This window comes from Pseudomonas sp. ATCC 43928, assembly GCF_005938665.2.
Classification (GTDB): domain Bacteria; phylum Pseudomonadota; class Gammaproteobacteria; order Pseudomonadales; family Pseudomonadaceae; genus Aquipseudomonas.
Genome location: NZ_CP041753.1, coordinates 3,610,164 through 3,633,770 on the forward strand (window position 1 = coordinate 3,610,164; position 23,607 = coordinate 3,633,770).

At 56.1% G+C, this 23,607-nt stretch carries 17 protein-coding genes; 10 read left to right on the top strand and 7 right to left on the bottom strand.

Going from position 1 to position 23,607, the window contains the following annotated elements:
• Positions 1-104 precede the first annotated feature (104 nt).
• The 3 genes from FFH90_RS16470 to FFH90_RS16480 all read right to left on the bottom strand — a co-directional run bounded on the left by FFH90_RS16470 (position 105) and on the right by FFH90_RS16480 (position 2,781).
• Positions 105-263, bottom strand: a complete 159-nt coding sequence (locus FFH90_RS16470) for a DUF3309 family protein (RefSeq protein ID WP_105341824.1) — start codon at positions 261-263, stop codon at positions 105-107.
• A 180-nt stretch (positions 264-443) separates the two neighbouring features.
• Positions 444-644: a DUF1656 domain-containing protein gene (locus FFH90_RS16475; RefSeq protein ID WP_008026537.1), complete on the bottom strand. Its 201-nt coding sequence runs from the start codon at positions 642-644 to the stop codon at positions 444-446.
• Positions 634-2,781 carry an FUSC family protein gene (locus FFH90_RS16480; RefSeq protein ID WP_138867604.1) on the bottom strand — a complete coding sequence of 716 codons (2,148 nt, stop codon included), beginning with the start codon at positions 2,779-2,781 and terminating at the stop codon, positions 634-636. Before FFH90_RS16480 ends, FFH90_RS16475 begins: the two co-directional genes overlap by 11 nt.
• 210 nt (positions 2,782-2,991) lie before the next feature.
• On the opposite strand from FFH90_RS16480, the gene FFH90_RS16485 reads away from it, so the two are divergent.
• The 4 genes from FFH90_RS16485 (at position 2,992) to FFH90_RS16500 (ending at position 8,333) form a co-directional block, all read left to right on the top strand.
• Positions 2,992-3,891: a bestrophin family protein gene (locus tag FFH90_RS16485; RefSeq protein ID WP_138867605.1), complete on the top strand. Its 900-nt coding sequence runs from the start codon at positions 2,992-2,994 to the stop codon at positions 3,889-3,891.
• A gap of 76 nt (positions 3,892-3,967) precedes the next feature.
• Positions 3,968-5,023, top strand: coding sequence for a tetratricopeptide repeat protein (locus FFH90_RS16490; protein WP_018926026.1), 1,056 nt, complete (start codon positions 3,968-3,970; stop codon positions 5,021-5,023).
• A 140-nt stretch (positions 5,024-5,163) separates the two neighbouring features.
• A complete protein-coding gene (locus FFH90_RS16495) occupies positions 5,164-6,666 on the top strand; it encodes an ATPase domain-containing protein (protein ID WP_138867606.1) in 1,503 nt (500 codons plus the stop codon).
• Complete coding sequence (locus tag FFH90_RS16500; RefSeq protein ID WP_138867607.1) at positions 6,663-8,333, top strand: ATP-binding protein; 1,671 nt, start codon at positions 6,663-6,665, stop codon at positions 8,331-8,333. Before FFH90_RS16495 ends, FFH90_RS16500 begins: the two co-directional genes overlap by 4 nt.
• 29 nt (positions 8,334-8,362) lie before the next feature.
• On the opposite strand, the gene FFH90_RS16505 is transcribed toward FFH90_RS16500, so the two are convergent.
• From FFH90_RS16505 to FFH90_RS16520, 4 genes are all read right to left on the bottom strand, one after another.
• Positions 8,363-8,740, bottom strand: a complete 378-nt coding sequence (locus FFH90_RS16505) for a response regulator (RefSeq protein WP_018926027.1) — start codon at positions 8,738-8,740, stop codon at positions 8,363-8,365.
• 44 nt (positions 8,741-8,784) lie between these two features.
• The gene (locus FFH90_RS16510; RefSeq protein ID WP_138867608.1) at positions 8,785-9,999 is read right to left on the bottom strand and encodes a hybrid sensor histidine kinase/response regulator; all 1,215 of its coding nucleotides are present in this window, start codon (positions 9,997-9,999) and stop codon (positions 8,785-8,787) included.
• A 78-nt stretch (positions 10,000-10,077) separates the two neighbouring features.
• The gene (locus FFH90_RS16515) at positions 10,078-10,890 is read right to left on the bottom strand and encodes a protein-glutamate O-methyltransferase CheR (RefSeq protein WP_018926029.1); all 813 of its coding nucleotides are present in this window, start codon (positions 10,888-10,890) and stop codon (positions 10,078-10,080) included.
• Positions 10,890-14,381 carry a response regulator gene (locus tag FFH90_RS16520; RefSeq protein WP_138867609.1) on the bottom strand — a complete coding sequence of 1,164 codons (3,492 nt, stop codon included), beginning with the start codon at positions 14,379-14,381 and terminating at the stop codon, positions 10,890-10,892. The genes FFH90_RS16515 and FFH90_RS16520 overlap by 1 nt, the downstream gene beginning before the upstream one ends.
• A 258-nt stretch (positions 14,382-14,639) precedes the next feature.
• Between FFH90_RS16520 and FFH90_RS16525 the strand changes: the two genes are divergently transcribed.
• From FFH90_RS16525 to FFH90_RS16550, 6 genes are all read left to right on the top strand, one after another.
• On the top strand, positions 14,640-15,002 hold the full coding sequence (locus tag FFH90_RS16525) for a response regulator (RefSeq protein WP_138867610.1): 363 nt from the start codon (positions 14,640-14,642) through the stop codon (positions 15,000-15,002).
• Between the two features lie 200 nt (positions 15,003-15,202).
• Positions 15,203-18,994, top strand: coding sequence for a hypothetical protein (locus FFH90_RS16530; protein ID WP_138867611.1), 3,792 nt, complete (start codon positions 15,203-15,205; stop codon positions 18,992-18,994).
• A gap of 146 nt (positions 18,995-19,140) precedes the next feature.
• Positions 19,141-20,436 (top strand): glycosyltransferase, encoded by a 1,296-nt coding sequence (locus FFH90_RS16535; RefSeq protein WP_064618045.1) that lies wholly within the window; start codon positions 19,141-19,143, stop codon positions 20,434-20,436.
• Between the two features lie 149 nt (positions 20,437-20,585).
• On the top strand, positions 20,586-21,452 hold the full coding sequence (locus tag FFH90_RS16540) for a phospholipase (RefSeq protein WP_111453624.1): 867 nt from the start codon (positions 20,586-20,588) through the stop codon (positions 21,450-21,452).
• Between the two features lie 189 nt (positions 21,453-21,641).
• Positions 21,642-22,523 carry a phospholipase gene (locus FFH90_RS16545; protein WP_138867612.1) on the top strand — a complete coding sequence of 294 codons (882 nt, stop codon included), beginning with the start codon at positions 21,642-21,644 and terminating at the stop codon, positions 22,521-22,523.
• Positions 22,524-22,603: 80 nt separating this feature from the next.
• The gene (locus FFH90_RS16550) at positions 22,604-23,509 is read left to right on the top strand and encodes an AraC family transcriptional regulator (protein ID WP_111453623.1); all 906 of its coding nucleotides are present in this window, start codon (positions 22,604-22,606) and stop codon (positions 23,507-23,509) included.
• The last annotated feature ends 98 nt before the right edge of the window (positions 23,510-23,607 follow it).

Genomic DNA, 23,607 nt, shown 5'->3' on the forward strand with positions numbered 1-23,607 from the left:
GCGCATCGGTCTCATCAGCAAGCTAGGTAGCGAACCTCAGACAAGGCGGCAAGGGGCTCGAAACAGCAACATGCCGCTGTTCAGTCAAGCCCGGCGCCAGTCAATCAAAGTCGCCCCATTAGCAGCAGCACGATGACGATGATCACCACAATGCCCAACCCACCGCTTGGCCCGTATCCCCAGCTCCTGCTATGCGGCCAACTCGGGAACGCACCGATCAACAGCAGGATGAGAATAATTAACAGAATTGTGCCCAAGCTCATGGCTATCTCCTCGGACGCATGAAGAAACTGGCTGGTTGACTATCGCTCAAAGCGCGTCCAGCAATCTGACAGAGCCCAGATTGAGTGTATTCACAGGCACGAGTCTGTACGCCAACGCACAGAGTCCGCTCAGAAGCTGATGCGCGGTTCAACGTTAATGGCCCCAGTTGAAATTACAGTTCAGGCGCCCATCACCAGAATCAACGTTGCGCATACGCAGGCATACAACGCGCCTTCGAACAGGGCTTCATGCCAGACAAATCGCAATACCCCCAGGCGGCGCAAGGTCCAGTCCAACAGCAGAAAAATCGGCAAGGCCAGCAACAGCGCCTGGGCGATTGGCGGCAGATAGACGCCCCCCACTTCCAGATCAATGGGCAAGGGCTGGCACTCCTTCCTTGTCTGCGGGTTGAAAGTATTTGCGATGGCGCTCCAGAAACGACACCACGATCAACAACGCCACGCGCATCCTGAATACCGACCACAGGTGTTCATGTACGTCTAGATGCAAGTCGTCCATTTCATCGCCCAAGACATGCAAGCTTCCGAGCAACTGCACAAGGTCAACCCCGGGTCGCCCGGCGATCAATCGCCCTGTCTCTCGGACTGCCGCCAGCAAACGGTTCTGTTGTTGCGTACTCAACAACGCATTGCTCTGCCCCTGCTGCCTGAGCTGGTTCAATGCCACCCCCAGTGCCATGCACCCGAGGCTGACTTCGAACAGCTCGCGAGAGTGCTTGTCGCTGGTCGCCGGCAATAGTCCCAACATCATGGTCAGGCGATCGACCATACGGCTTTCAAACGCAAATTGCTGTTCATCGGTGGCCGGCGTCTTCAACAAAGCGTAGACCTGCTCGCAGCTTTCATTGAACAGCCGGCGCATTCGTAAATCGGGCCTGAACGGGAAGATCAAGGCATACACGCTGAGCGCCATCGCGGCCGCGCAGATATACGCACCGGCAAACTCGAACCACTGAATGGCATTGTTTTGGCCGATTCCTGCGTTTTGCGGCCCCAGCAACAGCATGGTCGTCAGTCCAAGACCAATGCCTGTGCCAGTGGTTGGCGGACTGGCCAGCCCCACCGCGACCGCGTACAGCAATGGCGCAAACAACAAGGCGAGCAACTCGAAGTCACTGATCATCGGCATCAGCATGAACAGATAGAACGCCGACACCACCAAGGCCAGACCCAGCCCCCTGGCAAAGCTTTGACTGGCCAGCAACGGCCGCGGAAAAGTCGCCATCAGCGAACAGAGAATCCCCACTACAATCATCCCGCCACGGGCCCCATCCCAAGCAGTCTCGATCCAGATCAGCCCCGCCACCAGTAACGCGGTAAATGCCCGGATTGCGTTCATTGCTGCCAACGTGAAGTCCAGATGCAACGGGTTGTCCTGGCCGCGGAACACGCAACTGGCTTCCCGTCCTTCCTGGATCGCGTCGCTCAGTTCCAGAATCTGCCCCAGTTGCTCCAACATCCGTGCCTGCTCCCAGCGCAGTGCCCAGGCCAATGAACGCAGCGTGGCAGGCATCGTCTCGGTGAGTTGTTCGGCCTTGTAGGCCTGGTCATCGAAACGCTGTTGCAGCGTCAAAAAATGATGCCGCGCCTCAATCGACAATGAGCGACCTTGCACGGCCAGCTCATCAAGGAATGCCAGTTCCTCGCTGCGCAAACGCTGTATCTCTTCCGGCAGCGCGCCTTCCCAACGTTCGGTGAGTAATTGCCGCTGGTGACGCAAAGCCGTCAGCCGCGAAGTCAGCAGCACCAGTTGATTGCCAAGCAATTGCACCAGGCTATTGGAACTGCGCAACCGTGGTGCATCGAAGTACAAATGTCGACGCAGCCCTTCAAGGGCGCTGATCTCGCCCAACAGTTGCATTTGCCGCTTGTGGAAATCGGCCTCGCTTTCCTCGGTTCGAATCACCGCTGCCGCGTGAGTCGCGAGCAGTTTGATCACTTGATCGATCTTGGCGAAGTAACCCTTGGCCACCGCCTCCGGTCGCGCCGTCAGAAGGCTGACAACGCACACGCAGGCCACCGCCAGCAATGTTTCTGTCACGCGAGTGACTGCCAGCAGGAACGTACCCTCCTGATCGGGTTGCGCCAGCAGTGCCACCACCACCGCCGTGTAACCGCTCAGGACAAACGCTTGGGAACTGGTGTAGCGCAACAAAGTGCCGCCGGCGGTACACAGCGCCAACCACAAGGCCAGGGTGATGATGAAGGGCAGCGGCGCCTGGGGGAAAATGGCCATGATCAACACCGCGACCGCCGCGCCCAACGTGGTGCCGATGATCTGGCCGAAACTTCGGGCCAGGGCCATGCCGCCCAATGGCTGACTGACAATGATCACCGCCATGATCGACCACTTGGGCTGGTCGAGGTCGAACACAAAGGCCAGGTACAGCGTCAGCAACCCGGCCACGATGGTTCTCAGGGCAAACAGCAGCACCTCGCGTCCGGGGTTGAGAATGGCCTTGAAGTATTGAAGCAGCGGTTGCATGGGAGCGCTCATCGAGTCATCTCCTGGAAGCGTAGTCATTGCTTCCTTGCTTCGACGAGTTTCAATGTCGACAAGACCTGTAGGCCATTTCGCCGATGGACACGCCTGCGTCGATAGAGCCTGTCGATCACTTCGTCAGCCAAAGCGATTGGACAGGATCCCCCCATGCCCCTAGGCTGAAATCGCTGCGAAAGCGTCACTCTCTCTATAAAGCCCCTGCCCATGATTGTGCGTCCCAAGCCGAACCTGCTCGGCATGTTGTTTTCCCTTAAAGGCTCGATTGCCAAGCGCATTGCCTTGCGCAGTCTGTTGGTGACCCTGCTGGCGTCGGTAATCGTGCTGGTGGAGATCTGGCACCCGGCGTATTTCTCCAAGGTCAACGCCACGCCGTTCACCCTGCTGGGTCTGTCGTTGTCGATCTTCATGAGTTTTCGCAACAATGCCTGCTACGACCGCTGGTGGGAGGGCCGCAAGCATCTGGGGCAGTTGATCATCGAAGTGCGATCGCTGATTCGTCAAACCCAGGGGCTGATGGTGGCGGCCGAACGTGAACTTATGCTGCGTGAGCTCTGCGGGTTCGCCCATGGCCTGATCGCCCGCCTGCGCGTTGAAAACGAGATGAGCGCCATCAAGCCGTGGACGCAGGATGCCGTGGACGCAGAGCATCCGAACATCACTGACGCGCTCTTGCAGCGGATCGGCGTCCGGTGCTCGGCCCTTGCCGAACGCGGCCAGATCAGCGAATGGCGTTATACCCAACTGGAAACGCGACTGGTCAGCCTCAGTCAGGTCCAGGCCAGTTGCGAACGCATCAAAAGTACGCCGCTGCCCTTCCCCTACACCCTGTTGCTGCACCGCACCATCTACCTGTTCTGCATCTTGTTGCCGTTCGCCATGGCCGAATCTCTTGGCTGGCTGACACCGGTGATTACCGCCATTGTCAGCTACACCTTTTTCGGCCTCGACGAAATTGGCGACGATCTGGAAGACCCGTTCGGCTTCGATGAGAACGATCTGCCGTGCAATGCGATTTTGCGCACGCTGGAGCGCGAAGTGCTGGCAGCGCTGGGGCAAACCGACTTGCCACCGGCCCTTGAGCCCGATGACTACGTGCTGAACTGAGCCAGGGTTTGACTCACAGCCCGGCCTGACCGAAGCTGGTGACCTTGTAAAAGCCTGTCAGCTCCCGGATTCCTGCATGCCTCAGTCCCGCCGCTATCTGCTCATCAGCCTCTGTGCACTGTTTGCCCTCGCCCTTGCCTGGTTTTTTTTGCGCAGCACGACGCCCGTGGTGCCGGAGGCAATTCGACGCGGCTACAGCGAAGCGCTGACCCAGGCACGCATGGGTCAACCGGGGGCGGCGCGGGTTCTTTACCAGCAATTGGGCCGCCCTGACCTGTCCGACAAACGCCGCGTCTGGCTGCATGCCGAACTGCCCAACTACCCCAGCCCGCAAGCCTTGAAACTGGCGGATGCGGACCTGCAACATCCATCGGCGGAGGTACGCATCGCGGCGATCAAAAGCATCAGCGGTTTAGTGCCCAATGGACAGCGAAGTCTGTTGCTCGGGCCCTTGCTCGATGACAGCGACCCAAGCGTCCGGTTTGCGGCGGTCAACGCCTTGCTGGGGCTGTCTCCGGATGAGCTGGGGTTGTATTTCGGCCCCCTGGAGCAAGCCATTGACGCTTGGGAGCAGGTCCTCAAGCAGCAGCCGGAAAGCGCCGACACCCAGTACCAACTGGCGCGCCTGCATTTGCATAATGCCGAACTGAAGGACGCGCAGCAGGCATTGGAGCGCACGTTGCAACTGGCGCCCGGCAACTTGCCGGCACTGGTGATGCAGATTGACGTGCTGGATCGACTGGGCCAAAGCGATGCCGCCCAGCAATTGTTGGCGAAGCAGTTAAAGGCCCAGCCCGATTCGGCCTACTTGCAACATGCGTTGGGGCTCTGGTTGCTGCATCACGGGCAAAGTGAGTTCGCCTTGCTCGGGCTGTCCAAAGCCGTGGAGCTTGAACCCGACAATAAGGATTACCGCTACGACCTGGCCACCACGTTGCATGGTGAACAAGAGCTGGAGGCCGCGCAGAAACAGCTGCAGGAAATCGTCCAGCGCCACCCGGCCGATCGCAAAGCGCGCGTGCTGTTGATCAACTATTGGAAGGAAAGCGGACAGTTGCAGAACGTACAGATCCTGTTGGCGCAGCTCGAGCAGCTCAATCCGGATGATCCGGCGTTGCAGCAAGGGCTATAAACGATCTCTCGGTAGCCGCTACAAATCAGAGCAAGAAAAGGTTGAACCGCCGACTCGACGAAAGGTCAAGTGATCAGGCAGCCCATTTCAGGCACTTGAAGCCTGCTGCCTCGCTTCCCCTAGTCATGAGAGGGCATTTTTTGACTACATCTAACGAGTTGATCAGCGCAAAAGCCGGTACCGGTATCGAAGGTCTGGATGACATCCTGGCCGGTGGATTGTCCCGCAGCCATCTGTTCTTGCTGGAGGGTGAACCCGGAACCGGCAAAACCACCGTCGCGTTGCATTTTCTGTTGGCTGGCGCCTCTGCCGGCGAACGCTCGTTGTACATCACGCTGTCGGAAACCGAGCGCGAGCTGCGCCAGGGCGCGTTGTCTCACGGCTGGGAGCTCGATGAGAACATCCACATCTTCGAGTTGACGCCGCCGGAAAGCCTGCTCAATGCCGAGCATCAGCAGAGCCTGCTGTACTCCTCGGACCTGGAGCTGGGTGAAACCACCAAACAGATTTTCGAAGTGGTCGAACGGGTCAAGCCGACTCGCGTGGTGCTCGACAGCCTGTCCGAAATCCGTCTGTTGGCCCAGAGTTCTTTGCGATATCGCCGGCAGATTCTGGCCATCAAGCATTACTTCGTGCGCTACGACGCCACGGTGCTGCTGCTCGATGACCTGACCACCGAATCCCTCGACAAAACCGTACACAGCGTGGCCCACGGAGTGATTCGTCTCGAAGAGCTGACGCCCACCTACGGTGCCGAACGCCGACGCATCCGCGTGGTGAAGTACCGCGGCCAGAAATACCGTGGCGGTTTCCATGACTTCACTATCATGGGCGACGGCGTGCATGTGTTCCCGCGACTGGTCGCAGCCGAACACCGCGGGCGTTATACCCGCCAGCAGTTGACCAGTGGCATCACGGAAATGGACGCCCTGCTCGGTGGCGGTATCGAGACGGGCTCCAGCACGTTGATTCTCGGTCCGGCCGGGACCGGCAAATCGCTGATCTCGATGATCTTCGCCGCTGCGGCAGTGGCCCGTGGTGAGAAGGCCGCGCTGTTCATCTTCGATGAAGAGCTGGGACTGCTGTTCGAACGGATGAAAAACATCGGCATCGACCTTCAGGCATTGCAAGACACCGGCAACCTGATGATCGAGCAAGTGGACGCCGCCGAATTGTCCCCCGGCGAGTTCTCCCACCGGGTTCGCCGTTATGTCGATGAGGGCCAGATCAAAACCGTGGTGATCGACAGCATCAACGGTTATCAGGCCGCGATGCCCGAGGAAAATGCGCTGGTGCTGCACATGCACGAGTTGCTGCTGTACCTCAATCGTCAGGGCGCCGCGACGTTCATGACCGTCGCTCAGCATGGGCTGGTGGGGGACATGCAGGCGCCCGTCGACATTACCTATCTGGCCGACACCGTCATTCTGTTGCGCTACTTCGAGGCGCTGGGCAAGGTTCGCCGGGCAATCTCGATCATCAAGAAACGCACCGGCAGCCACGAATCGACCATTCGCGAATACCGCATCAGCAGCCAGGGCATCACCATCGGTGAGCCGCTGGATGCATTCCAGGGTGTGTTGCGCGGCGTGCCGACTTACATGGGCGCGAGTAATCCGTTGCTTCAGGAAGACGTCAAGTGACCGTCATCGAGGCGATGTCCGAACGCGCAATCATTCTTGCGCCGGTGGGACGCGACAGCCAGATCGCGCTGATGATACTCAACGAAGCCGGGTTCGACGGGATCATCACCCCGGATCTTGTTGCGTTGTGCAGTGAACTTGAGCAAGGCGCCGGATTGCTGGTGATCGCGTCCGAGGCCTTGTTGGGCGCAGACCTGGAACCGCTGCTCGGTCTGATCGAGCAGCAACCGGCATGGTCCGACCTGCCGATCGTACTGCTGACCCACCACGGAGGCCCGGAACAGAACCCGGCATCGCGGCTCGGCCCTCAGTTGGGCAATGTAACGTTTCTCGAGCGGCCATTTCATCCCGTGACCCTGATCAGCCTGGTCACCACCGCGTTGCGCGGGCGACGACGGCAGTATGAAGCCCGGGACCGACTGATTGATCTGAGCCAAAGCGAACTGCGCCTGCAAAATACCCTGGAAACCCTCGAACAACAGGTCGAAGAACGCACGGCACAATTGCGTCACAACGAAGAAGCCCTCAGACAATCGCAGAAAATGGAAGCGGTCGGTCAACTCACCGGCGGCATTGCCCATGACTTCAACAACATGCTGACCGGCATCATCGGCAGCCTGGAGCTGCTGCGTCGACGCCTGGCCCGAGGGCGCACCGAGGACCTGGACAGCCTGATCGACCTCGGGGTGACGTCCGCCAACCGCGCGGCGGGCCTGACTCACCGACTGCTGGCGTTCTCCCGACGCCAGTCGCTGGATTCAAAACCCGTGGAGATGAACGTCCTGGTGGCATCCATGGATGAACTGTTACAGCGCAGCATCAACGAAAGCATTCACTTGGAAATGCAACTGGACGACCAGCTGTGGGTGGCCGAGGCAGACCCCAACCAACTCGAAAGCGCCCTGCTCAACCTGGTACTCAATGCCCGGGATGCCATGCCCGACGGCGGAAAACTGCTGGTCAAAACCTCCAACCAGCATCTGGATGCGCAATACACCCAAGCCCATAACAATCTCCAACCCGGTGATTACATCGCCCTGAGCGTCACCGATACCGGTTACGGTATGCCGGAAAGCACCATCAACCGGGCCTTTGACCCGTTCTTCACCACCAAACCCATCGGCCAGGGCACGGGCCTGGGGTTGTCGATGATTTACGGTTTCAGCAAACAGTCCCGCGGCCACGTCACCATCCACAGTGAAGTCGGAAAAGGCACCACGGTCAGTCTGTTTCTACCGCGTTTTCGTGGTGAGCTCGTTCAAGATACACAAGCCGATCTGCAACACGCGCCTTACGCCCGGGAAGGCGAAACCGTGCTGATCGTCGAGGACGATCCCGCGGTACGAGTCCTGGTCAGCGCCGTATTGAGTGAATTGGGCTATGCCTTCGTTGAGGCGGGCGATGCCGATAGCGCGCTGCCGATACTCGACTCCGGGCAGCGTATCGACCTGTTGATCAGCGATGTGGGGTTGCCCGGGATGAACGGCCGACAATTGGCGGAAATCGGCCGCCAATACCGGCCCGACCTCAAAGTGTTGTTCATCACCGGGTATGCCGAACACGCTGCCGTGCGCGGTGGTTTTCTTGACCCCGGCATGCAGATGATCACCAAGCCGTTCACTTTCGACCTGCTGACGGCGAAGGTACGGGAAATGATCAGAATCTGAAGCACTCTTGCATAGGAGCTGCCGCAGCTTCAGGAGAGCATGTCCTGCATGATCTGTTGCAACACATCCAGATCGAATGGCTTGGCCAGGATCGGTGCCTTGCGGGTGATCGGGCTGTCGGTCTCGCGGATTTCCTGCGGGTAACCGCTGATGAAGATCACCTTGAGTTCCGGTCGCAGCTTCACGGCTGGTTCGGCGATTTGCACGCCAGAAATCCCGCCAGGCAGGCGGAAATCGGTGATCATCATGTCCAGGTTTGGTTTGCTCGCCAGGATCTCAAAGGCCTGCTCACCATTTTCGGCTTGCAGCACCCGGTAACCTTCACCCGACAAATAAGCGGACAGCACCATCAAAATCGAAGGGTCATCTTCAACGATCAGTACCACGTCTTGTGCATCTTCACTCATGGAAAACCTTTGTTCGGTCAATAGCTGCTGATACGACCATGTGGTCAATCAGAGGTTGCGTTCATCGGGCTGTTTTCCTGCAGCGGCAGACAAACGCGAAACAAGGCGCCTTCGCCAATCCGGCTCTCGACGGTAATGGAGCCACCATGGGCGGCGACAATCTGCTGCGAAATAAACAACCCCAGGCCCAGCCCCGCCACCACGGCCCTGGTGGAAACCCGCTCGAACTGCTGAAAAATGCGCTGTTGATTCTCTACACCGATCCCGATACCGCGATCCTGAACCTCAACCCGCGCTTGCCCGTGGTGATTGTACACGCGAACGTCGATCGCGCTCTTGGCACCATAGCGCAACGCATTAGTCAGCAGATTGCAAATCACTTGTTCGATACGAAACTCGTCCCAGTCGCCCATCACGGGCTGGTCGGCGATCAAGCTGACTGACGACTCTGCGGCCTCAACCTGCGGTGCGAAGTTCTGCAAAAGATTGTGCACCAGTTGCACCAGGTCAAACCGACTGGGGCGGATAGACAGCTTGCCGGTGCGGATCCGCGACACATCAAGCATGTCTTCGATCAGGCGGATCAAGCTTTTGATCTGCCGTTCGTCGCGCTCGACCATGGCGTGCATTTTGTCCAGGGTGAACGCCGCGGCGTTATCCCGGGCCAGGTGCATTTTGCGCAACTGGGTTTCGAGGATCAGGCCATTGAGCGGTGTACGGACTTCATGCGCAACGATGGACATGAAGTCATCGCGCATGCGCACCGCCTGCTTCAGTTCTTTCTGGGTGTTCTGCAACTGTTCGAGCAACGCCCCCTGTTCGCGGCGACTTTGCTCCAGGGCTTCGACCTGTTGCTTCATCGCCTTGCTCTGGCGATACAGATCGACGAAGACATTGACCTTGCTCTTGACCGCGTGAACATCCAGCGGCTTGTGCAGAAAATCCACGGCTCCGCTTTCGTAGCCCTTGAATGCGTAGTTGAGATCACGGCCAGCGGCACTGACGAACACAATCGGGATGCTTTTGGTTTTTTCCGTGCCGCGCATCAACTCGGCCAACTCAAAGCCGTTCATGCCGGGCATCTGCACATCGAGAATGGCCAGCGCGAATTCGTGCTGCAACAACAACGACAAGGCTTCGTCGGCGGACAAGGCCTTGTAGACGATGAGGTCCTGCCGCTTGATCAACGCCTCAAGCGCCAGCAGGTTCTCCGGCAGGTCGTCGACGATCAGTAGTTTGGTCTGGATGTCACTTGGCATGGGATTTGTTCCCGCTCGACACGAAGACGGCCGAAGCACCGATCACGATAGCTTCTACACAAGGAATACCTGCACGGTTCATGATTTGCGGTAGATCCTTTCTTGTTTGACCAACGGCTCAAACTGATTGCCATAGGCCGAAAAATCCAGGGTTTCCTTGCTGCCCAGTGCCAGAAAGCCCCGATGACACAAAGATTCGTGAAACAAGCCGAACGTTCGATCCTGAAGCTTTTTGTTGAAGTAAATCAGCACATTACGACACGAAATCAATTGAGTTTCGGAGAATACGCTATCAGTGGCCAGGCTGTGATCGGCGAACGTTACGTTGTCGCACAGGCTCTTGTCGAAAATCGCGTAGTCATAAGCCGCCGTGTAGTAATCGGCGAACGAACGCTGACCACCGGCCTGCTGATAATTGTGAGTGTAGGCCCGAACATTCTGCAGGGAGAAAATCCCCTGCCTGGCTTTATCCAGCGAGCGCGGGTTGATGTCGGTGGCGTAGATGATGGTGCGCTCCAGCAAGCCTTCTTCGCGCAGCAGGATCGCCATCGAATAGACCTCTTCGCCGGTGCTGCAACCGGCAATCCAGACCTTGATCGACGGATAGGTCTTGAGCAGCGGCACCACTTCCTGACGCAGCGCCAGGAAGTGCGAAGGGTCGCGAAACATTTCGCTGACCGGAATCGTCAGCAATTGCAGCAGCTGCATGAACGCGGTTGGGTCGTGCAGGACCTTCTCTTGCAGCGCCGAGATGGTATTGCACTCGAATTGGCTCAATGCATGGTTGACCCGACGCTTGATCGACGCGCCGGAGTAATCGCGAAAATCGTAGCTGTATTTGAGGTAGATCGCTTCGATCAACAACCTCAGTTCGATTTCGCTGCGCTCCATTAGAGGCGTTCCATCTTCGGTAACCACACACGAATCAGCGAGAACAGGCGATCCAGGTCGATGGGCTTGGCCAGGTAGTCGTTGGAGCCGGCCTGCAAGCAGCGCTCCTGATCGTCCTTCATCGCCTTGGCCGTCACCGCAATGATCGGCAGCTTGCGCCAGCGCAGATCCTTGCGGATTTCCTGGGTGGCTTCGAAACCATCCATTTCCGGCATCATCACGTCCATCAGCACCAGGTCGATGTCCTCGACTTCATTTAATCGCTCAATTGCTTCACGACCGTTACGGCCAATCACCACCACCGCGCCCTTGTGCTCCAGCGCACTGGTCAGGGCGAAGATATTGCGTACATCGTCGTCCACCAGCAGCACTTTGCGCCCCTCGAACACCTTATCGCGGCTGCGGGCGGTCTTGAGCATGGTCTGGCGTTCATGGGATAACCGGGATTCGACCTTGTGCAGGAAGAGTGTCACTTCATCCAGCAACCGCTCGGGCGAACGCGCGCCCTTGATGATGATCGAGCGCGAATACTTGCGCAGTTCGGCCTCTTCGTCCCGGGTCAGGTTGCGTCCGGTATAGACGATCACCGGTGGAAACGAGCAGATATCCTCGCAGGACATGCGCTTGAGCAAGTCGTTGCCAAGCATGTCCGGCAGTTTCAGGTCGATGATCATGCAGTCGAAAATCGTGGTGCGCAGCAAATCGAGTGCATCCTGCGCCAGGCCGACGGCAGTGATTTCGACGTCCTCGTCGCCGATCAATCGGGCGATGCTGTCACGCTGCAGATCGTCGTCTTCGACCAGCAATATGCGTTTGACCTTCTGGGTCAGTTTGGCTTCGAGGCGGGCAAACACCTCCTTGAGCTCCTCGCGCGTAGTCGGTTTGACCGCGTAACCGATGGCGCCCATGTGCATGGCGGCCTCGACACGGTCTTCGACCGAGATCACATGCACGGGAATGTGCCGGGTTTCGGCTTGCTCTTTCAGGCGCTGCAACACCGTCAGCCCGGAATGATCCGGCAGGCGCATGTCCAGCAGGATCGCGTCGGGGATGAATTGCCTGGCCAGGTCGTAGCCTTCATCGGCGCCGTAGGCCACCAGGCACTGATAACCCAGTTCATGGGCCAGATCGTAGAGGATACGCGCAAAGTCCGGCTCATCTTCCACCACCAGGATGCAACGAGTGGCGAACGGCGCCCCGTAGCGATCATCATCGAAACGCGCGATTTCGACCTCGGCAACCTGCGGCACAGGCGCGGTAACCACGATGGCTTGCGGCATGGTCACCGGCGTGGCTTTCATCGTTTCGACAGCCGTATCGCCCGGTTCGATGTAGTGCTGCGGCAACACCAGGGTGAACACACTGCCCTGCCCCGGCGTGCTGGTCAGGCTGACGGAGCCGCCCAGCAAGGTGGCCAGATCACGAGAGATCGACAGGCCCAGGCCGGTTCCGCCGTAACGACGGTTAGTAGTGCCGTCGGCCTGACGGAAGGCTTCAAAAATGCTGTCCTGATGATCCGGCGCAATGCCGATCCCGGTATCACGGACGATAAAGGCGATGCCCTCGCCTGGCTGAGCCGCGACAATCAGGCTGACTGTGCCCTTTTCGGTGAACTTCACCGCGTTGGACAACAGGTTCTTGATCACTTGCTCCAGGCGCTGGCGATCGGTGAACAGCATCAGCGGTGCGTCAGCGCGCAATTCGACTTCAAAATCCAGTTTCTTGTCCGCGGCCAACGGCTCGAACATTCCTCGCAGGCCTTCCACCAGGCGCGCAACGCTGGTGTTCTCCGGACGCACCTCAAGCTTGCCGGCCTCAACCTTGGAAATGTCGAGAATGTCGTTGATCAGGTTGAGCAAGTCGTTGCCGGCGGAATAGATCGACTCGGCGAACTTGACCTGCTCGGCGCTGAGGTTTTCCTGCGGGTTTTCCGCCAGCAATTTCGCCAGAATCAACGAACTGTTCAGCGGCGTGCGCAATTCGTGGGACATGTTGGCAAGGAATTCGGATTTGTACTTGCTGGCACGCTGCAATTCTTCGGCGCGGGCCTCGAGCTCGAGCTGGGCCTGATTCAGCTGACTGTTCTTCAGGTCCATGGCGTCGCGTTGCTCGGCCAGGATCTGCGCCTGTTCGGCGAGTTGCTCGTTGGTTTGCTCCAGCTCGATCTGCTGGGTTTCCAGGTGAGCCTGGGACTCCTTGAGAACCCGCGACTGCTCTTCCAGCTCTTCATTGGCGCTCTTGAGTTCTTCTTGCTGAACCTGCAACTCTTCATTGAGTTGCTGGGTTTCGGCCAGCACTTCCTGTAAGCGCTGGCGATAGCGCGCCGCTTCGATCGAGGTGCCGATGTTGCCGGCAACCAGTTCGAGCAACTCGATGTCACGATCTGTCAGCGGTCGCAGGAAACCGAGCTCGATCACCCCGTTGACGCGATCGTCATCGCAGGTCGGCACCGCCAGTACACTGCGTGGTAAACCTTCGCCCAGGCCGGAGCTGACTTTGAAGTAGTCCCCTGGCACCTCATCAAGACGAATCAGACGCGCCTGTTGCGCCACCTGGCCGACAATCCCTTCGCCATTGTAAATCTGCTGCTCAAGTGCTTCCTGTTCCCGGGAGAAACCGTAAGACGCGATGCGCTTCAGGCCACCATGCTCCTCACGGACATAGATCGCCGCGACGGCGCTGCCCAGGTATTGCGCGCAGAACTGCAGGATATTGCGGCCCAACAGATTGAGCGATAACTGCCCCAGGACTTGCTCGGCCAGTTCGGTCTGGCCATTGCGCAACCAGGCCTGCTGTTCCAGACGCCGGGCGCTGGCCTGTTGCGCGGCGAGGTTGACGCTGTAGCTGCGGGACAGGTTGAGTAGATCCCGGCGGCCGACATAGGCCAGCAATCCGCTGATACCGGCTACGAACAACAGATAAAGGGCGATGCTCCAGATTGTGGCGCTTCGCACTTCTTCATTGCGCGTGGCACGCAACTGCTGCTCCATGTCGATCACGTCTTCGAATTGCTTGCGGATCTCATCGGTCAACCGTTTGCCGCGCCCGACCTTGACGACGCTGCGGTAATCACCGCCTGCGCGCTGCAAATCGATTATCGATTGCGCGTAATTGGCCCATTCCGTCTGCAAGGCCTGGAGCCGGTGCAAGCGGTCGGTTTGCACCGAATTGTCCGCGGTCAGTTCGAGCAAGGTATTGAGGGCGGCCACTATTCTTGGCTTGGCCGTCTCATAGGGCTCGAGAAAATGCTCGTCGCCACTGAGCAGGAAACCGCGCATACCGGTTTCCAGATCGACGGTCAGTTTTACCGCTTCATTGGCATTATTGATCACCCGGTCCGAGTGCTGGACCCACTGGATCACCGACAACAGATAGGTGATCAGCAAGACAAAGAACGCCGCGCTGATGACACCGACACCCAACGGCAGGCTGACGTTGCGGCTCAGGAGTTTACGGAATCGTTGCTCATCAACCGCAGGCGCAGAGGTCATGGGAAGCCTTGTCGAACTGTTGGAAGCCATCGAGTCTGCCCCAAATCGGCCGAGGGGATCCATTTTTCTGACACGTTTTTCGGCAATATCCTGCATTTCACTGCTCCGGCGCAAAGGAGCGGTTATTCTTCGCGGCTCTTGTGCGGCTATTGTTCTTTGTAACGCCTCGGGAACTTGTCGTGATCCGTCCCATACTGATGCAAGAGCCCGGCGATTTCGATCGACGCTATCGTAAATCCAACCTTTGAGAGCCCCACTATGTCCACCAACACATCCACCATCCTGGTCGTCGAAGACGATGCCATCGTGCGCACGCTGATCGTCGATGTGCTGGAGGAACTGGAATACCGGGTACTTGAGGCCGATGGCTGTGAAGAGGCGTTGGATTTCATCAACGATGAGGACCAGCACATCGACCTGCTGATGACCGATGTGGGGCTGCCAATCATGGACGGTCGGGAGCTGGCCAAGCAGGCACGCATGCTGCGCCCCGAGTTGCCGATTCTGTTCGCCAGCGGTTATGCCGAAAGCATCGAGGTGCCTGACGGCATGCATGTGATCGGCAAGCCGTTCTCGATTGATCAACTGCGGGATAAGGTCAAGGGCATACTTGAAACGTAACTAAGCGCTTAAGCCGCGCCAAGCACCTGCTCCTGAAAATAGCGGTGCTTCTTAGTTGTTCCGCAACGGAACAGTCCGCACCCATAAATACTTTATAACCCCACCTGAAACAGGCACTAATACAATGCCAGTTGCCCAATAACTTAAACTAAAAGAGGATCCCCACACCTTTAAGCAACAACCAGTAGAAGGAACTACTAATGGACCAACAGCACACAGCTGCGAATTATAATTTGCAACTATCCAACCCTCAAGACATCACCCCTCGACTTAAACAAGGCATTGAGAGCGATAAAATCGAGCGAGGCGAAATCATCGCACAGCTTAAAAAGGCTATTTCCGGAAAAGAAAACAATGAGCAGATAGACTGGGAAGAGCTATTCATTACAGTGACCGAAGGTTCTTCGTTCGAACAGGCGCTGCGCCCCGGCGCTGTCATGTTGCAGAGCATGATCGACAAGCCCGCCTTTAAAGAAGTGCTCGCCTACTATTCCGTCCATCCCGATGCTTCGTTCTATGTTGTCGATGCAGGTCACATCATCGCCTCCCATAATGGCCGCGAAATACGATTGACCGCAAAGACCAAACTTGATCCGGACCTCAATGATGATTTGGTTGCAATCGCGGATATTGCAGCAACCATCGACAGAGTGGTGTTCTTCGACAATCGGCTGGGTGTTGCTCAATGGATCACATTCCACGAATACGAACTGCCCGAAGATGTAAAACGCATAAAAAACCTGATCAAACATCTAGAGTTTGACTACCACCCTTCCCCTGCATTGGGTAACTACTGGGAAGCCATCACGAGCAGTGAGGACAGGGCTTTGGTGTTGTCGGCGGATGACAGGCAAACAATTCGTACCTTGACCGCTCAGCACATCGGCGGACGCGGAAAACTGCTGGTGGACCTGTGTAGCATTGCATTGGGAAATCGTTCGAAAACAGCAAACCGATTGAATTGCCGCGAACTGCTGCATGAATTGGGTGTACACCCCTATTTCAAAAGCTGGTCCGAAAGTTATTTAAAAGCGCTTGACTGGTACGGATCCAAATCAGGTGAGTCCGTCTCAGAGTTGAACCTCGAGCAGGTGCTCATGACTGCAATTATTCTCGACATTTACCCGGACGCGGGAGGCGACGAGCGTCGAAATCACATCGCGGGTTACAACCTTTATGCACCTGAAAACATAGAGAAATCGGTTCCAGAGGTTTTCACCAAACTGGAACGGCATCTTGAGAATGAGCATGACATTCCTTCTAACACCAGTACGCTCGCCGCCTACTTGCTGCTGGCAGGCAGGGCACCCGAATTTCTGGTAAGAAATCTGCCCGAATCATTGCGACTGGGCACCCCCGAATGGATTACGTTCTGTCGGGGCGTTGCCATAGCAGAAGCCAACGCTTGCGGTTCCGTGCTTTCCATGACATTTGCCAACGTCATGCAACTTGAAGCGATTGAGCCAGTCAACAAGGAGCAGGAAATTCTGCACAGCGTGCTGTCAGTCGACCCGATTATTGACTGGGCGCTGTTGAACAACGTGATTACTCTTGAGCAGGTGGTCAGTGACTATAAAGGTTCTGGTGATCGTGCCATTGAGGCTTATCAGACCTTTGCAGATGCCTATTCGCAAGCAGTCGCCACGTTATCGACCCCACTGCCCAGCCGAAAAGCGATTTCCCGGGAGATACTTGAGCAGATCGTGCCGGACTGCGATTTCATCGACGAAAAAATACTGTTCGAGAAACAACGGGGTTGGCACGAGTTCAACAATTTCGAGCCGTTAGCCATGTCCATGGTAGAGCTCAACATGTCCAACCATCTGGGGACACTGAACTGGGATTTGAAAAGAAGCCCTAGTCTCTACCAGAGATTTCCGCACCTTGTGCCTAATCTGGTCTCTACGGAGGGGATTTTCAAACGTCGTTTTGACCAGGCTTATGCGCCATTGGAAAAAGCGATGGCCAGTATTGTCAAGCTGGCTTTGTCGGCGTTACCGCCGGCTGACCGGGTTCGTTTGCTGTGCGGTGAAGTCACTTTCTTCACTATCCGACCCTCGGTTGCCATCATCCAGCCTCCCGATTTGTTTCCTCAGGAAAAACAGAAAGCCAAAGATGAAGCCACGGGTCGCTATGGCGTCGTGATGTGCTCGAAATATGAAGGCCGGTTGTATTGTTATGAACTGTTCACCTTACACGGTGAATGCAGGGAGAACCCTCAACTGGCAGCACTTGTGCAAAAAGAAGGTCTGCTGGCACAACCTGCGAGACTGGACTTTACCGATCACATCAACAGTTTGAGCAAAGCCGAAAAAATCCACAATTTGCCAACTGATATAGAGAGCTATACCCATGGAGTTCCACCCGGCAACACCCGGTCCAGTCATGGGGTAATTGAAAAACTGGGATCATTGAACGCATCGGTAAAAACAACACGCACTATTAAGCCTGGTTATTATGAGAGCTATCAAAGCGAAGAATTCAGCCCCCTGACAAATTTCATTTTGAAGCATCGCCCCCTCTGGACGTACGACGAACTGATAGAAGACGCACGGGGCCGAACGGAACTGGAGCAAAGACACTCAAAGGAAGAACAACAATTCGAGACATTCATTAATATTATTGTGCCTTTTAAATCCTGCATCGAAGACTTCTTCTCCGACGATCCGGACCGTAACAGGGGCAGTACGTTGTCCTGCACGCTTGAACTAGCGATGACCGTTTTGCTGGTTGTTGGCGTCGCCGCAAAAGCCGCTAGCGTTGCGGCAAAGGCCGTTTCCACGGCCTCGAAGACCAGAGCGCTAGCCAAGTTGGGCCTAGGGTTTCTCCACTCTGTGTTCAACCCGCTGGACGGTACGCCAGAGCTGATCCTGGGCGTCGGAAAGTATTTAAAGAAAGGTGTATGGGGTATCAGTCGAGCTGGCTTGAACTCTTTGGAAAGTGCAACCCATCAGCTTCGAAGACTGACCGGCAGCGCTGACGCTTATGACTTGATCAAAGCGGCGCAACGAACTGATATCGGACAAGGAACCTGGCGTCCGCTGGGTAGCTCTGGAGATACTCTCGTCGTGTCGGCGGTCCGCATGCAGGATGACTGGTACGCTCTCAACCGGCTGGGGCAGCCGTGGGGAAAGAAACTCAAAAACTTCGACTTGAGTTTCAAGTCCTACGTTCGCAAGAAACTCCTCCCGGATAGCTTCGTCTCCGCCTATGTCAAAAGAAGCTTACCGATCGCCCAGACAAAAATTGACACCGCACTGCATCAACTGGTGGCGAACAGTGCTGATTTCGAAGTAAAAGCAGTAATAAAGTATTTCTTCGGCAACAGTTCCGCTCAAACTGTTGAGCACCTGACCGAAGCATTACGCAAAATGAAAAAAGACCTCAATCACATCTCCCTGAAGAACATAGATATTGTAAAAAAACCTTCGGACGGCGCGCTGGCGGCAATGCTTCCCGAGACCTTCGCGCGATGGAAAGCAGCGAATTACTCCGCTGACTCGGTTGAAAGTCGATTCATTAAGATCTACTCGGACAATATGACTGACTTTTTCCAAAAGGAAAGGTTCGACAAAGGACGGATCGCTGATGGCGTGGTGCATGAGATGTCTCATGGCTCACAACGTACGATTGACCTGATGTATGGCAACCCGGATCCCGCATTTGGTAAGGCCGGCGATGTCGATGTGACTCAGTTGATGAATCTGGCGAAGCATCCGGAAGGATTAGATCCTTTCACATTGCGGGATGCCGATCACAAGGGGTTCCGTGAGTTTAACCAGCTTAAAAAAGACTTGCCCAAGATCGTTGCCGAGGCTCCTGCACTCCTGAACGCCGACTCTTACGCCCTGGCTATTGGCTTGCTGAATCAACGATCGGCCAATTACCCGCGCTTTCTCGAAAACCTGGGCCGGATGAGGAGCAAGTTCGATACCGCAACTGGTAAGCACATCACGGAGGCTGTGATCATTAATCTGTCTACACTCGCCTAGATGCCTGGAACAGAAAATCTCTGTCAACGGGGGCGCTGACCTCCCGTCGACTCAAGTAAACGGCCGCAAACTCACAGGAATCGCCTCCTGTGGTTTAATTGCGGCCTTTTCTTCGTCCCTCCTCGCCTACACCAAGGAACACTGTCATGAGTCAGCTCAACGCAACCAAAGTCCTGGTCATTGGTTACGTCTGGCCCGAGCCCCGTTCTTCAGCGGCCGGTGGGCACGTCATGCAAATCCTTGAAACATTCTTGCAGCAAGGCTGGGACGTCACCTTCAGTAGCCCGGCCGGCACCGGCGAACATCGGGCTGATCTGACGGCGTTGGGCATTCGTGAAATTCCGATTGAATTGAACAACAGCAGTTTCGACGACTTCGTCAGTGAACTTGCTCCGGACATAGTGCTGTTCGACCAGTTCATGATGGAGGAGCAGTTTGGCTGGCGGGTCGAAAAATACTGTCCCGATGCCCTGCGTGTCCTCGAGACATCGGATCTGCAAAGCTTGCGGCACGCCCGGCATCAGCGCCTCAAGGATCGCTTGAAGGTCAATGACGACAATAATGATTTCAGCGACTTGTTCGCGCCGGCGTTGCGCGAAGAGTTCGAACTGATGGCTGATACCGATCTCGCCAAACGGGAGATTGCTGCGCTGTACCGTTGCGACTTGAACCTGATGATCTCTGAAGTGGAGATCGAATTGCTGGTCGAGCAATTCAAGCTGCCGCGCAACTTGTTGCACTGGTGTCCGCTGATGGTCGAACCTGAGCTCGTGCCGCCGACAGCCTTTGAAGATCGGGCGCACTTTCTCAGCATCGGCAATTTTCGACATGCGCCGAACTGGGATGCGGTGCTCTGGATGAAAACAGCCATCTGGCCGTTGATCCGCGAGCAACTGCCCACGGCTCAGTTGCATATCTACGGTGCTTACACGCCCCCCAAAGCTACCGCGCTGCACAACCCGGCCCAGGGTTTTCATGTCATGAACTGGGCAGAAGATGCTTTGCAAGTGATGTCGGCGGCACGCATTTGTCTGGCGCCTCTACGCTTCGGTGCCGGTATCAAAGGCAAGATCGTCGACGCCATGTTATGTGGCACCCCCACGGTGACGACGCCCATCGGCGCCGAAGCCATGCATGGCAATCATCCCTGGCCTGGGACCGTGGCCCGCACGGCACGGGAACTGGCTGACTGTGCGGTGCGGCTGTATAAGGATGAAGCGCTTTGGGCGCAGGCCCAATCCCACGGGCAGAGGTTGCTGGCCGATCGATATAAAATGTCGGAACATGGCCCGGCATTGATCAAGAAGTTGTTGCACTGCCAACAGCACTTGACTCAACTTAGACGCGATAACTTTACCGGTAGTATGTTGCGCCATCACCACCATAAAAGTACGCAATACATGGCGCAATGGATTGAGGCGAAAAACCGAAACCCCGCCTAAGTTACACACAACTAAATACACACATCTTGCATTATCACGACAATTGATCACCCCTCTCTTTCCCTTTATAAATTCTTGACCGAAGTGGGTGGCAGTCACTCACTTCGGCCAACCAACAACACCTATCAAACTATGCAAGGAAGCATTAAATGGACAACATTGTTCAGAACAACTACGCATTTAGAAACTGGATGGGCGCCACGCCGGCGATTGATACTTTGTCGCTCGCCGAATTGACACTGCCAGGCACCCATAACGCCGGCAGCGACTGGAAGGCATCCTGGCCGCTGATCCCAGGCGCCCATTGGCTGGCGTGTCAGCACGAATCGTTTTACTCGCAACTGCGCCATGGTTCCCGAGTGCTTGACATCCGTTTGACGTATGACGCCAGTGCGCCGGGGCTCGGCAAGTTCTGCATTCATCACAACGGCTACCGTAACGGCCGCACGTTTGGGCACCTTGTCAAAGACGTAGAAATATTTCTGCAAGAAAACCCCAATGAATTCATCATCCTGGATTTTCATGAGTTGAATGGGGATACCTTTGATTACGCTTACTTCAATAAGATGATGATCCATTTCCTTGGATACCGCTTGATTCCCAACCAAAATCGCTCGTTGAGCATCGGCCAACTCAAACGTCTCAGCGACAGCCAACGCGTTGTGGTTGCTGCGCCTTGGCACTGGGCAATTGACAAGAACGTGTTCATTCAGCAAATCGAGCACAAATGGTCTGGCAACGGCCTCACCAGTGCCTCCGAGTTGGAACAGCACATTATAAAAGTGCTGAAATTCCCGCCAGGCACATGGGCACCATGGTCCCTGTCCGCGACCAGTTATAGCGCTCTCGGTGGTCCGGTAGATATTCACGATGAGCTTAATTCGTGGTTTGACCCGAATAAAAGCGACTGGGCAACACGGTGCAACATTATCAATGTCGACTTTATTGAAGAAAGCAACATCGTTTCGTATTGCCTGACCGCAAACCTGAGTAAAGCGGCCAAGCGCGCCAACTAGCGCCGAGCCATTAAAGGGTTAATTCTTATGCAAGTATTTCCGTGACTGGCAATGCAGTCGCGCACTTCTATGCTGGGTCATGAAAGCCTTTCTACGCAGGCGAGCAATAGAGGTATGGCACGCAGCCACACCCGAAACATGGACCTCGTCCCCTCCATGGAGGGGACGAGTCTACGACAAGGAACTGTCATGACCCATAACGCAGTAATCACGCTGGATAAACAAAAATGGATGAGTAATGCCCTCGACATCGATCGTATAAAACTGACTGATGTTATCTGGCCCGGCGCCCATAACGCCGGCATGGATAAACAGGCGCCTAATTATGAGGTGGTCGTCGGCAACTGGACGACATGTCAAAACGGTTCATTTGCATGGCAATTGTCCAATGGCGCACGGGCATTCGATATCCGCCTGGGCTACACCGAGGGGGCTGAGCAGTCGATTTTCTATTTCCATCACCATGGATATCAATCACATCGGGTTCTCGATGAACTCATCAGCGCAGTTTCATCTTTCCTGGACCGAAACCCGGATGAATTCGTGGTTTTGGACTTTCATCAGCTAGGGGACGGTAACAATCGCTTTGACTATCAGAAACTCAATGAGCTTCTGGTCAGCCAACTCGGACAGCGAGTGATACCGCCCGACAACGCCACAAAAACGATCGGCGAGCTCAAGCGGATCAGTGCTCTGCGCCGGGTGATATTAGCGGCGCCCGTACGGCGGGAACTGGATGAGAATTATTTCTGGCCGCGTATTGCACACAAGTGGATCAACAAGCGGTTTACCGACACCGAGGATTTGAAAACCCATATTTCCAACACACTCAAAGACGCGCCATACGAAACATTTTTATGGTCGTTATCGGCCACCAGCTACGCGTTTCTGGGAGGGCCTCAAGACATCAAAAACCACATCAATGACTGGTTCAATCCCACCCGGGACTGGGTCACGCGCTGCAGCATCATCAATACCTACTTTTTCGACGAATCCGAAATCGTTCGTTACTGCTGGAGTGCCACCAGCATGAAAGCGGTATACGGTGATGCCTTGCATGCCCCCGCCTGAGCACAGTCGCGTTGCAAGCTGGCCTTAGGCGCCCCGAAAGAGGCATGATCAAGAGGCGATAACAATAAAAGCGCCCTGACATGACCCGAACAGCCAGAGTCACCGATCCTTCCTACGAATTGATGGACGACCACAACGGGTTGTCCATCATCTATCGCCAACACGGATTCCCCTGCCCCCTGGTGCGCTGGCATTTCCACAAGGAATACGAACTGCACTTGATCATCGCCAGCTCCGGCAAGGTGTTCATCGGTGACTACATCGGTAACTTCTACCCGGAAACACTGTTCCTGACCGGCCCCAACCTGCCCCACAACTGGATCAGCCAGGTGGCCGAAGACGAAGTGGTGCCCGAGCGCGACATGCTGGTCAATTTCACTGACGAGCTGTTCGAAAGTGGCCATCAGGTATTCGCCGAACTCAAGACAATTGCGCCCTTGCTGGAGCGCGCGCAGTACGGCATCGAGTTTCGCTGCAAGCGCACCATACGCCAGGCCATGACCTTGATGCAGCGCATCGCCGACACCCAAGGCATGACCCGGCTCGGGTATTTTTTCATTCTGCTGGAGTTGCTGGCGGCGTCCGATGACTACCAGTTGCTGTCCGGTGCCACAACGCCGCAATTGGCCGATGAACACAATATCGACCGTACCAACCGGGCGGTGGATTACATCTTTGCCCATTACGCCAGGGATTTAACGCTGGAAGAGGTGGCCGAGCATCTGGGCCTGAAGCCGACCTACTTCAGCCGAGTGTTCAAACAGGCCACCGGACGCTGCTTCATCGAGTTCGTCAATCGCCTGCGCATCAGCAAATCCTGCGAGCTGCTGGCCGATGGCGACAAAACGGTGACCGATGTGTGTTTCGAGTCGGGCTTCAACAACATTTCCAACTTCAACCGGCGTTTTCAGCAACTCAAGGGCATGACGCCGTCGCACTACCGGCGGCTGGCGGTGCAACGGTTGACTGAGCAAAACCTCGGCTGATTTTTAGATCTCCTTCGCGGGCAAGCCTCGCTTTTGCAGGAGCGAGGTTTACCCGCGAAGAGGCCGATGAAACCTGTACAAATTCAATGACCGCTCGC